General features: G+C 50.2%; 9 protein-coding genes. 3 read left to right on the forward strand and 6 right to left on the reverse strand.

All coding sequences use genetic code 11. The features are described from left to right. Positions 1-72 precede the first annotated feature (72 nt). Entirely contained in the window at positions 73-1,119 is a 1,047-nt protein-coding gene (locus ACQ6WK_RS08550) for a S1/P1 nuclease (protein WP_432800327.1), read from the reverse strand. 371 nt (positions 1,120-1,490) lie between these two features. Between ACQ6WK_RS08550 and ACQ6WK_RS08555 the strand changes: the two genes are divergently transcribed. Beyond that, the gene (locus ACQ6WK_RS08555; RefSeq protein WP_432800328.1) at positions 1,491-2,165 is read left to right on the forward strand and encodes an acetate uptake transporter; all 675 of its coding nucleotides are present in this window, start codon (positions 1,491-1,493) and stop codon (positions 2,163-2,165) included. Positions 2,166-2,409: 244 nt separating this feature from the next. Here the strand turns inward: ACQ6WK_RS08555 and ACQ6WK_RS08560 are convergent, their stop codons facing one another. Continuing rightward, positions 2,410-2,754, reverse strand: coding sequence for a hypothetical protein (locus ACQ6WK_RS08560; protein WP_432800329.1), 345 nt, complete (start codon positions 2,752-2,754; stop codon positions 2,410-2,412). A gap of 4 nt (positions 2,755-2,758) precedes the next feature. On the opposite strand from ACQ6WK_RS08560, the gene ACQ6WK_RS08565 reads away from it, so the two are divergent. After that, positions 2,759-2,920: a hypothetical protein gene (locus tag ACQ6WK_RS08565; RefSeq protein WP_432800330.1), complete on the forward strand. Its 162-nt coding sequence runs from the start codon at positions 2,759-2,761 to the stop codon at positions 2,918-2,920. A 42-nt stretch (positions 2,921-2,962) separates the two neighbouring features. On the opposite strand, the gene recG is transcribed toward ACQ6WK_RS08565, so the two are convergent. Further along, entirely contained in the window at positions 2,963-5,131 is a 2,169-nt protein-coding gene (gene recG / locus ACQ6WK_RS08570; protein ID WP_432800331.1) for an ATP-dependent DNA helicase RecG, read from the reverse strand. Between the two features lie 122 nt (positions 5,132-5,253). On the opposite strand from recG, the gene ACQ6WK_RS08575 reads away from it, so the two are divergent. Next, positions 5,254-6,459, forward strand: coding sequence for a hypothetical protein (locus ACQ6WK_RS08575; RefSeq protein ID WP_432800332.1), 1,206 nt, complete (start codon positions 5,254-5,256; stop codon positions 6,457-6,459). Between the two features lie 81 nt (positions 6,460-6,540). On the opposite strand, the gene glgP is transcribed toward ACQ6WK_RS08575, so the two are convergent. The 3 genes from glgP to ACQ6WK_RS08590 all read right to left on the reverse strand — a co-directional run bounded on the left by glgP (position 6,541) and on the right by ACQ6WK_RS08590 (position 12,248). Beyond that, positions 6,541-8,694, reverse strand: coding sequence for an alpha-glucan family phosphorylase (glgP, locus tag ACQ6WK_RS08580; RefSeq protein WP_432800333.1), 2,154 nt, complete (start codon positions 8,692-8,694; stop codon positions 6,541-6,543). 160 nt (positions 8,695-8,854) lie between these two features. Next, on the reverse strand, positions 8,855-10,492 hold the full coding sequence (gene malQ / locus ACQ6WK_RS08585; protein WP_432800334.1) for a 4-alpha-glucanotransferase: 1,638 nt from the start codon (positions 10,490-10,492) through the stop codon (positions 8,855-8,857). 370 nt (positions 10,493-10,862) lie between these two features. Continuing rightward, positions 10,863-12,248 (reverse strand): GH1 family beta-glucosidase, encoded by a 1,386-nt coding sequence (locus ACQ6WK_RS08590; protein ID WP_432800335.1) that lies wholly within the window; start codon positions 12,246-12,248, stop codon positions 10,863-10,865. Positions 12,249-12,360: the final 112 nt, after the last annotated feature.

The raw sequence follows: 12,360 nt of genomic DNA on the forward strand, positions 1-12,360 counted from the left end.
TCCCATAACCCAATAAGTATTCGCCCTATCGCCCCAACGCATCACCCAACATAATCACCAACCCAGGCACATTCACTCGCCGTACCACACCTCTAACAGCTTCGCCATGCGCGCCCCAGATTCATTGATCCGTACCGCCGAAACCTGCCGTGCCATCTCTCGGTAATCTTCCGGCAACACCACCGGCTCAAGCTTCGGATCATCCTCATGTGAATCAATCATCGCATAATCATAGTTCTCAACCGCAACCAAAATTTCATGCACATAAACCTTCTCCGCCGCAATCTCATAAGACTCATCTCGCCACGTCACAAAATCCACATCTTCCCCCGCCTGATCCGCAGCCTCTTTTAACGCCGTATCCGCGGCCCATGTCTGTACACGTTCCCATAAGTTCACCGCATTATTCGCCGACCCCTGCGCACCATCCCAGTAACTGTGCAACTTCTTTCCATTCGAAAGCACAATCCGGTTTCCACCACGATCACCATCTGGATACGCATACTGTGTAAACAACGCCGTCGAATGCAGCGGTTGATGCAGATCGCCCGCAGCATGCAAGAACCAACAGATCAATACCGCCTGCTCAGCGCGCGTCTGATTCCCCGCCTTCAGCATCTTTCTGCACCGATCCAGCGCCTGCATCACATTCATCTTGCTATGACGCATCCGCGGCCGCCACTCAATCTTCAAATTAACCTTATGCCCATCCTCCAATTCATCCCGCTGCTCATCCGACAAATACACCGGCTCGTTCACATAATGCCAACTTGGTCGGTGATACCTCCGCTTCAATTCACCCGGCAAACCTCGCGCAATATCAGGCCACACCGCTGCCTGCGAAAAGATCCATCGGTCCTGCACCTCCGTACTACCATCCCGTACAGCCTCCGGCATACGTCTCTCAAAATCTTCTGTAAACCTTGGATGATGCTTAAGCATCTCAACTACCTTCGTCCGTGCCGCCACATCCATCCGATCATACGCCACAAGTGCTGACAACCGATGCCCCGTACTATTCCACGCAAACGCGCCCCCCGGCCACATCACCACACTCAACACCACCACCGTCAAAAGCCGCCATCGCATCCACCCGGCAGAACATTTCTCAATATTCATCTCAAATCCCCTTAGGAAAGATTGATCTCTGAAAATCCAAACACAACCCCGCAAATTTACCAATTCTTCTTTCCCATGAATAGTTATGATTTGGTGAACAATCTCATTTCAAACGACAAGCACACAAACGATTCACCGTGACACCACGTTCCCATCCTCCATCATGCCGTACGTTCGTAAAACTTCACCTGAATAGCATCTAATTACCCAAGACTTACACGTGACAAACCACCAAATGTTTGCACAGAGCACCCCAGTACAGAATTTGTAAAGACATTTCTATCTTATTATAATTTACTGCTTCATTCCCACCCCCCGGCCCTTTCCTGCCTCGTTCAGTGCGGAAAACAGCCGGCATCGAGAACATCACAATGAGTCATCCCACAAAAACCGGAAACCCGGCCGTGGTCGGTCTAGCAGGATTCGGCCTCACAACCCTCCTCCTACAAATCCACAACCTCGGCTACTGCACACTCGGCCCCGTCCTCGCCATGGGACTCATCTTCGGCGGCCTCGCCCAAATGATCGCAGGCTTCCAAGAACAAAAAGTCGGCAACAACTTCGGCTTCTCCGCATTCGTTTCATACGGCGCATTCTGGATCGGCTTCGGCATCATTCTCATCCTAAACAAAATCGGCATCTACAAATCCGAAACCTCAGACGTCGGATGGTTCCTCGTCGTCTGGACAGGCTACACCGCCATCCTCTGGCTCGCCTCAATGCGCATCCACAAAGCCATGTTCACAACATTCACCCTACTCATCATCGGCTTCATCCTCCTCGACCTCGGCCACTTCAACCTTCCCATCTACGACAAACTCAGTATTGACCCCGCCATCTTCAACACCATCGCCTGCTACGTCCTAATCCTTTGCGCCCTCGGCGCTTGGTACATGATGGCCGGCATCATCATCAACGACCTCGCAAACAAAACCATCCTCCCCATGGGCACCCCACTCATCTCCTCCAACCCAAGCGCCTCAACATCAACACAAACCACATCCCCAACACCTCAAACCACCGCCATCCCACAGCCCAACGCATAGATAACACATCACACCAACAACTTAAACCACCACACAAAGAAAAGGCGCCCCACGCCTTTTCTTTTTTTCAATTACCATATATCTGTTAACTATCTACTATCTTAAACACGCTCCCAATCCTCATCATATGTCAACCTCATAACCGCTTGAGTTTGATCCCGACCATCAATACACAAACAATTCTCAACACGGTACCCTGAAGACATGATGGTTAAGAAATGAACATACTCAGGCGTACTTTCAATCAACTCCACACCAAAATCTCTTCTTGAGATAAACTCACATCAATATGCAATGATGTACAATCAAATCCAAACTCATCATCATAAAATCGCCATTCACCCATAACAGGAAAACGATAATCAATCACTTCAGCAATAATATATGAATCTAAAACAGTTTCATCTATACGTTTCCATGTTTGCTCGTATGTCAATGTCTGTACTGCGTATCTGTCATCTTCCTTATCTACGGCTAAGTACGACTCCGACACATAACCTGAAGACGGCACAATAAGTTTGTAATGAATGTGCCGAGGCGAACTCTCAATCAATTTTACTTCAAAAAACCTCACCATCATCAGGATCATGCGCGTGAACTTTCAAAGTGCCATTATCACTAATCGTAACATCAACAAGCACGCCAGCATCTTCATCAGAATGCTTCCATCGACCGACTATTGGATACTGTTGCTCGTCAACAAACTCACTGAACCCGATCATCTCACCACACCCTTGTCTATCACTGTTTTTTAACTCAACGCAAAATATCTTTAGAACTACTTCCGGAACCTACGGTCACCCCACATCCACCAACCCCAAACTCTCGCCATACTGATTCAACAAAACCTTTCTTAGCGCCGCATGCTCTTCCTTCTTCAGCAGCATATCCTCACCAATCATCTTCGCCGCATCGCGCTTCGCCATCATCAGCAAATCCATATCCTCCGGAATCCGCGCCACCCGTAGCGGCATACTCCCACTTTGCCTTGTCCCAAAAAACTCGCCCATTCCCCGAATCTCCAAATCCATCTCCGCTACCTTAAAACCATCATTCGTGCTCCCAATCGCATTCAATCGCTTCGCCCCATCCTCCGTATTCGTCTCGCCAATAAACACGCACAAACTCTTCACCCCATGCGTTCCGCGACCAACTCGTCCCCGCAATTGATGCAACTGCGCAAGCCCAAACCGTTCCGCATGTTCAATCACCATCACCGTCGCATTCGACACATCAACCCCCACCTCAATCACCGTCGTCGCCACAAGCACCTTCACTTCTCCCTCGCGGAACCGCCGCATCACATCCTCACGCTCTTCACGTTTCAATCTGCCATGCACCACGTCTATCTCATGGTTAGAACAATACTTGTTCCGCAGCAGCTCCACATGCTCGGTCACATTCCGCAAGTTCAAACCATTCTCCCCATCATTCCCCTCAATCGCCGGCAAAACAACATACGCCTGCTCCCCACGTTCAACCCGCTCATTCACATAACGATACACATCATCCGTCTTATCAACCCCCACCACACGATTCACAATCGGACTCCGCCCCGGCGGCAAGCCCTTGATCGTCGACACATCCAAATCACCAAACACCGTCAAACTCAGCGTCCGCGGAATCGGCGTCGCCGTCATCACCAAATGATGCGGAACCTTCCCCTCACTATGCTTACTCTTCAACCCCGCCCGTTGCATCACACCAAACCGGTGCTGCTCATCAATCACCACCACCGCCAAATCATCAAACTCAACATCCGCGCTCAAAAGCGCATGCGTCCCCACCACAATATTAACCTCACCATTTCCAATCCCTTCAACCAAAACCTTCCGCTTATCTTTCTCTGCTTTCGTCCCGCCCCCACCCGTCAACAACTCAACCCTCACATTCTTCGCTTCCTGCAGCATCTTTTGAATCGAAAAATAATGCTGCTCCGCAAGCAATTCCGTCGGCGCCATAATCGCGCCTTGCTTCCCACTCATCACCGCCATCAAAAGCGCATACACCGCTACCGCCGTCTTCCCCGACCCAACATCCCCCTGCAACAACCGATTCATCGGACTATCCCCCGACAAGTCCTTCCCAATCTCTTCCACCACCGCATCCTGATCTTCCGTCAACTCAAACGGAAAACACTTGCGTATCTCCGCATCAATCCTCTCGTCTAAGCGCAAGATAGGCGCCTTCAATTTCTCTCGCACATACGCCTTCTTCATCGTGATCCCAAGCTGCAACAAAAGCAACTCATTAAACGCAAGCCGCCGCCTCGCCGTCCCCGCCTCCTCCTCATCCTTTGGACGATGCGCCATGAGCAGTGCATCACCCAACGCTGGCATCTCATGATCCCTGAGCATCTCTGCAGGCAAAGGATCACTCACATGACCCACCACCTCATCCAGTACCCCGCCCACAACCTTCTCAATCTGCCAGCTCGCCAAGTCCTCTGTCGCAGGATAAATCGGCTTGAGCCGCTCTTCCTTCTTCCCTAACTCAACCCCCTCACCAATCGCCTCCCACTTCGGATTCACCATCTGCAAATACTCACCCCATCGCTTCACCTTCCCCTGCGCACGGATCATCATTCCCGCCTGAATCTTTCGCGCCAAATACACCGCATTAAACCACGTCAACATCACCCGCCCACTCTCATCCTCCAAGATCGCTTCAAATCTTCCTCCTTTCCCTCCTTTTCTCCCCCATCCACCTTTCCCCGGCACTTCTCTCGCCTCCATCACCACACCCCTTGCTGTCCCAGTCCCATCAATCGGCAGGCTCGCAATCTCACCCTCCTCTGCCTCATACTCATAACGCATCGGCAAATGACGCAACAAATCGCTCGCCGTTTGAATCCCCAATCTCTCAAACGCCCGCGCCCGCTTCGGCCCCACCCCTGGCAACTTCACCACAGGCGTACCCATCCGCACACCCTTCTCCACCACTTGTTTTGCTGCCTCTTCATTCATCCCAACATTCTAACCCCTCTCCCCCTTTTTCGCCGCTTCTTTGAAACACATTGTCATCCACCCCGTCTTTCTGATAGAACATCAATCCAATCACCACGACATGCAAAACCCGAAAGCATCTCATGCGCTACATCCCAATCCTCCTCACCTTCCTATTCATCACATCCCCCACTCACGCCAGTATGCGCGTAGATGAAAACAAGCTTATCCAAATCCGCCAAGACCTCATTGACTCATCCGTCCGCAATATCTCTTCCGCCCGCTTCATCTACACTCACACCTTCACACAGCGCCCACCCGAAAACGCCGAGCAACTTTTTCAAGACGAGTTCGGCAAGCGCCACCTCAAACTCATCAACCACATCCGCGGCATCAGCACCGGCAAATACATCGAAAGTAAACTTGCTTTCTTACGAAAACAAAACCTCTCCTATGAGCAAGCACTCGCCAACCCCGTCTACAAAAAGAAGATCGACGCCTACATGAAACCGCGCGTCCAAGGCCTCGTAAAAGAACTCGAATACCAATATACCGAAAACATCACCACCAAAGACATCACCCTCACACTCATCCCCAACACACACGCCTATAAACAATCCATCATCACAAGCAAAACCGCCAACGCCAAACCCACCGGCCACACCGGCGTTCAAGCCTTCTACGCCATTTCCCCCAACTCACCACGTAAACAATTCAGTATTCAATCCGGAAGCATCCACGGCGTGATCTACGCCGACAACTCATTCCATTTGATCACCACCCGACCCGCACCACTCACCGCCGGCTCATACTCCTCCCTCAAGCACTTCTCCATGTTCAAATCCATCCACGCCAGTTCAACCACCATCGACAACCAACCCGCCAACATCCTCACCATCGCACAAACCCACAAAGGCAAAACCTATACCATCATTCAAATCACCTACCTCCCCGACCTAAACAACGCCATTACCAAAATCGACTTCTACCAACTTAGCGGCATCCCCAATCAACACACACGCACCGAATTCACCGACTTCCGCCCCACCTCTATCGGCCAATACCCCTTCCACCACAAACAAACCAAATCCAAATTCACGCTCACCAAAGAACTCCAAGATAAAATCAACGCCAACCCCCTCGCCCTCTTCCTACCAGAAAACCAAGCCGCCATCGAGTCACACATCACCACCATCGACGAGAACGCTATAAAACAAGTGTTTTTCAACATAGACACCTCCGACACCGACTTCAACCTCCCCTTCCCCTCCGGCACAAGCGTCACCGAATTCCTCAAACATGATCCCAACACCGGCCGCTCAGAACACAAAAACTACACCACACCATAATCAATCACCCAACAAAAAAGCCGGCCACCGTTCATACAAACCAGTGGCCGACATAGGGGGTTGTCAAGATTTATTGATCAATCACTTTTCGTTATGTGTCGGCAAGTAATACTGCTGCACATAATCACCCACCATGCGGTTCGTACTGAACTGCATACACACCGTCTTCATGCTCTCACGCATCAATTCCACCCACTTCGCCGCAACACCATCCCTACCACGTTTATAAAACGCTGGTTTGATCTTCCTCTCCAGCAATTCATAGAAGCTCGCCGCATCGTATGCATCCTGCTGTGATTGCTTCGCGAATTGCTTCCCGCCGATCGCCCAGCCATTCTTCTTGTTGTACGCCTCAGGCCACCAACCATCAAGAATCGAACAGTTCAAACCACCATGTAGCGGCGGCTTCATCCCACTCGTACCGCTCGCCTCCATTGGACGTAGCGGATTGTTTAGCCAGATATCAACACCGCTCGTGAGCATTCTGCCAACCTGCATGTCATAGTTCTCAATCACCGCCACGCGTCCCTTGAACTCCGCACGTTTCGAATACTGCACGATTTCCTGTAAGAATCGCTGGCCGTCCTTATCAGCCGGGTGCGCCTTCCCCGCAAACACGAACTGCACCGGTGTCTTATCATCACCCACCAAAGCGGCCAGCTTCTTCATTTCCTTAAAGATAAGCGGTGCACGTTTGTACGTCGCAAACCTTCTCGCAAAACCAATCGTCAATGTGTTCTCATCCAACATTTGCTGCGCCGTCGCAATGTCTTCCATCGGATGGCCGTGCTTCAAGCATTGCTGCACCAAACGTTCACGCACAAATCGGATCAGCCGCATACGCAACATCTTCCGCGCGTCCCACAGTGCCTCTGCTGGAATTTTGTCCGCTTTCTTCCACCAGTCCGCAGTAGCATCCGCGCCTTCCCACTGCGGCTTCAGATACTTGTCATATACCACACTCATCTCCGGCGCAAGCCACGTCTGGCTATGCACGCCATTGGTCACATGACCAATCGGCACATCTTTGTCCTTCTTCACCCCAAAGAACCCCTGCCACATTTTTCGTGACGTATCACCATGCAGCTCCGCCACACCATTCGCTCGCTTGCACAAATTTAGCGCAAGCGCCGTCATACAGAAAGGCATTCTCACATCCGTTGGGTCTTCACTCCCTAACTCAAGCACATCTTCCATATCCAAGCCCGTTTCATCTCCGACAAAACAACTCAAATATTTCTTCGCCAGCCCAACATCAAAACGGTCATGGCCCGCTTCCACCGGCGTGTGCGTCGTAAACACGCCACCCTTTCGTACTTCCTCAACCGCAGCTTCATAATCCGCCCCATCACGCAACAAATCACTCAAGCGATGTAAACCACAAAAAGCTGCATGCCCTTCATTCAAGTGATAAACCGTCGGCTTAATCCCCAAACCTTCAAGCGCGAGCATCCCGCCAACACCCAAAATCATTTCCTGCTGAATGCGCGTTTCATTATCACCACCATAAAGGTAATGCGTAATCTTACGATCCTTCGGTCGATTCTCAATCAGATCTGTATCAAGCAAATAACCCTTCACACGACCAACCTGAATCTCCCAAACCTTCGCAAGCACATGCCGCCTACCCATCGGCACATTCACCACTACCCCTGTCTCCTTCACCGGCAAATCTGCAAAATCATACGCCGGATAAACTGCTTTCGTACTCCCATCTTCCTCGATCTCCTGACGGTAATAACCGTGACGGTACAAGAGCCCAACCGCAACCAACGGCACCCCCAAATCACTCGCGCTCTTTAGATGATCGCCTGCAAGCACACCCAAACCGCCTGAGTACATCGGAAAGCTCTCATGAATCGCAAACTCCGCACAGAAGTATGCCACCTGCATCTTCTTATCGCTTCCCTTCGCTGTCCGCGAGAACCATGTCTTAGTTTTTACATAGGTTTCAAACTTACTGACAGCATCTTGCAGCCGAGTGATGAATCCCGCATCGGTTGCCAGCGTTTCGAAACGGTGAGCCGGGGCATACTTCAGCACCAGCGCGGGGTTACGCTCGGTTGCTTCCCACAAACCCGGATCAACTGCGGCAAACACCTGCTGCGCTTCATAGTTCCACGTCCACCAAAAATTCTCTGTCAACTTTTCTAGCTGAGCAAGACTTCCCTGCTCACTAACACGGTTAACCGTTTTAACTTTACGGTCTGTTTTTGAAACTGTTTTTTTACTCATCGCTTCTACCTATCGCTCTTATCTATTCAAAGGTTAGTCTATCTAATCATGTGTCAGTCTGATGTACTAATCAGCTTCCCACATGCACTTTCTCCCCACTACGACATTTTCTGTATTCAATCGCCAATCACTAGCGTTCATATTGATTATTAATCACGGTTTAGCTTCCTGAAGACCTCCCATGAATCTTCGTCAGCTCACCCAAACGATGAGCCACCTCTTGATCCAAAGCACCCGATTCTAGTCGCCAGCACCAGTTATTCTCGATGGTCCCCGGTACATTCATCCGGCTCTTTTCATCGAGTCCCAATAAATCTTGAGCTGGAAACACCGCCAAGTTCGCTCTGCTTCCCATCCCTGCTCGGATCATGTCCCAGTGTATCTCCTCACCCCCACCTCCAAGGCACACCAACGTCCGCTCCTTCTCGGTCAGCCACTTCGCTTCGCCATTCAAACTAGAAACACTCACACGACGACGCTTCGCAATCTTCTCTGACTTCAATTTCATCGCCTTCTTATCCGCGCGATGCTTTCGGCAAATTTCCTTCCACCATCCCTTCGTCGTATCGTTATCATGCGTTCCGGTATAAACAACACACTGTTTACTATGTTGATGTGCTGCGTGATAACTATCATCTTCCCCATACGCAAACTGCAACACGCGCATCCCGGGAAAGCCAAACTGATCTCGCAGCCGTGCTGCCTGCGGCGTCAAAATCCCAAGATCCTCCGCAATGATCGGCATCTCTCCAATTGCATCGCGCAAAGCCACAAACAAATCTTCACCAGGACCCTTTTTCCATTTCCCATGCCGTGCCGTCTTCGCGCTATACTGCACAGACCAATACCGCGCAAAACCTAAAAAGTGATCGATACGCACCGCATCAAAAATTTTGAACGTCTGCCTGAACCGATCAATCCACCACGCATACCCCGTCTTCTTATGCTTACCCCACTTGTACAAAGGGTGCCCCCATAACTGTCCTTCATCGCTAAACGCATCCGGCGCCGCACCTGACACTTCCCGTGGCAAACGATCTTTATCCAAATCAAACAGATCCGTATGCGCCCAAACATCGGATGAATCGTGCGCCACAAAGATCGGAATATCACCAATCAGCCCAACACCCTTTTTATTGCAGTACACCTTCAGCTTCATCCATTGTTCGTGAAACACAAATTGGATGAACGTGTGGTACGCGATTCGCTCCGCATACGCTTCCTTCGCTTCCGCCAATGCCTTTGCCCGCCGCGTAACCAGTTCCCTCTCCCACGTCCACCACGGTTCCTGATCATGCACATCCTTCAATGCACAAAACAAAACATAGTCCTCCAGCCAGTGCGCCTCTTCACGACAAAACGCGCTGTACTGCTTGGACAACTTTTGGTTACGATTTAAATTTTTCTGAAACCGCTCAAACGCGATTCCTAACAACTCCCGACGGCGTGCTCCTACCTTGTCATAAAAAACACGCTTCACCGACCGCTTTACTATCCCTTGAGGCAATTTCACCGCTTCAAGATCCGCTCGTGACAACAGTTTCTGCGCACACAGATCTTCCAAACTAATCAGCAGATCGCTCCCCGCAAAAGCAGAGTAGGAGTTATATGGTGACCCGCTCCCGTCCACCGGACCGATCGGTAACATCTGCCACCAACTCTGTCCTGATGCCGCTAAGAAATCCGCAAAATGATACGCCTGCTTCCCAACATCTCCGCTGCCACCTTCTCCCGGCAACGATGTCGGGTGAAGCAAAACACCACTGGTCCGCTCGTCCAAACTCGGCTTATGATACATGCCGTACAACCTCTCACGAATGAGTTACAACCCTCTATTTTTACATCGTTTACAGAACACATTGCGGATCAGATTCAATTTGGTTAAACGGTTTACCGTTATGAAAAATAAAAAATTCACAGGAACCAAGAAACACAAATGTGCACAACAAGCCGCCATGTGCTCTTTAATTCTATCAAATGCAGGACTTTGTGCAAAGAAGAACTTCTAGCACCATGTTAAAAATGTTAATTCGTACCAGATAATATACGCCTGATACTCTAGTTAGCGCGTTTACTAATTCCTATCCAGCCACATCACTATTGCAACGCTCTAGGAGATACAACCTGTTTCTGACTAAGTTCGATCACCACCCCACCCCGCCTATCAATTATTTGACGACTTGCGCGTCACGCAATACTGCCCCATTACTCTCGATCACCTGTTTGTACCAGTAAGATGATGCCTTGGGTGTCCGCTTCAGTGTTTGGTAATCAACATGCACCAAACCGAATCGCTGGCGATACCCTTCCGCCCACTCAAAATTGTCCATAAGCGACCACAGGAAGTAGCCACGAACATCGGCTCCATCATCAATGGCCCGTCCCAACTCACGCATGTAATCGCGCAGAAAGATAATGCGCTGCGCATCGTTCACCGTACCATCTTCATCGACCCAGTCGTGCATACTCGTACCATTCTCAGTAATGACGATTGGAATGTTGTAATGATCGTAAAGCGTTTTGCAAATCCAATACATCGATTTAGGATCATGTGGCCAGTAGAACTGCGTTTGCGCAAAACCTTGCTCACGCTTCACGTCACGAAATCCCTTGGGTGATTGGTCATCTGCGACGATGGGATGCCCTTGGTAAATATTCACGCCATAGAAATCGAGCGGCTGCTTGATAATCTCAAAGTCGCTATCTTTGAACCACTTCATCATGTGGCCAAACTTTTTCATTCCAGCTTCTGGGTAATGGCCTTTAATCACAGGATCAGAACCCCAGGTGTTACTCCAGACTGGAGATTTATCTTCAAAATAATTCATCGATGCGCAGCGGGCAGCTTCAATGTTTTCCGGTGTTTCCTCAGCGGGATAATAGGCTACACCAACCGGCGCCCAACTCACGGTGGGTGATTGCTTAGCATGTTCATGGATGACCTGAACGGCTCGGCCATGCGCCATCAGGGCATGGTGCCAAGCTCGTAGGACCTGCTCAACAGGCAATTGTAACCCGGGCGCATGCATCCCGTCATGATGACCGAGACCAATAAAACATTGCGGCTCATTTAATGTCATCCAGTTCGTTACGCGATCAGAAAATCGATCGATCACAATCTTCGTGTAGTCTGCAAACCACTCGGGCGAGGCAGCATTCAGCCAACCGCCTTGCTGAAAAAGCGCCAATGGATAATCCCAATGAAATAACGTGATCCACGGCTGCACACCCGCACCAAGAAGTTCATCAATCAATCGATCATAAAAGGCGATCCCCGCCTCATTCACTTTACCCGTACCATCCGGCATAATTCGTGGCCAAGACAGTGAAAAACGATAGGCCTGTAAACCCATGTTTTTCATGATTTGTACATCTTCTGTGTAGCGATGGTAATGATCACATGCCACATCACCGTGATCATCATTGACGATCTTGCCAGGCCAATGCGCCATCATGTCCCAAACACTCGGACCTTTGCCATCGGCATCATGGCCGCCCTCAATCTGATAAGAAGCAGTTGCAGAACCCCAGACAAACGATTGCGGAAATGTCATAACCTCGCCACCTTTTTACGTCGTTTTCGAATACCGCGAACGTTCTGTAAATGCGGCTAGATCTGCATAAAACATAGGTTTACACCATGAACGTGTCAAACGATTTCGGCCT

This window comes from Poriferisphaera sp. WC338 (genome assembly GCF_050931845.1).
Classification (GTDB): domain Bacteria; phylum Planctomycetota; class Phycisphaerae; order Phycisphaerales; family Phycisphaeraceae; genus Poriferisphaera.

Excerpts from the sequence above, each read along its gene's own strand:
- ACQ6WK_RS08550 (WP_432800327.1), bottom strand. The coding sequence starts at position 1,119 with ATGAATATTGAGAAATGTTCTGCCGGGTGGATGCGATGGCGGCTTTTG.
- ACQ6WK_RS08555 (WP_432800328.1), top strand. The coding sequence starts at position 1,491 with ATGAGTCATCCCACAAAAACCGGAAACCCGGCCGTGGTCGGTCTAGCA.
- ACQ6WK_RS08560 (WP_432800329.1), bottom strand. The coding sequence starts at position 2,754 with ATGATCCTGATGATGGTGAGGTTTTTTGAAGTAAAATTGATTGAGAGT.
- recG (WP_432800331.1), bottom strand. The coding sequence starts at position 5,131 with ATGAATGAAGAGGCAGCAAAACAAGTGGTGGAGAAGGGTGTGCGGATG.
- ACQ6WK_RS08575 (WP_432800332.1), top strand. The coding sequence starts at position 5,254 with ATGCGCTACATCCCAATCCTCCTCACCTTCCTATTCATCACATCCCCC.
- glgP (WP_432800333.1), bottom strand. The coding sequence starts at position 8,694 with ATGAGTAAAAAAACAGTTTCAAAAACAGACCGTAAAGTTAAAACGGTT.
- malQ (WP_432800334.1), bottom strand. The coding sequence starts at position 10,492 with ATGTATCATAAGCCGAGTTTGGACGAGCGGACCAGTGGTGTTTTGCTT.
- ACQ6WK_RS08590 (WP_432800335.1), bottom strand. The coding sequence starts at position 12,248 with ATGACATTTCCGCAATCGTTTGTCTGGGGTTCTGCAACTGCTTCTTAT.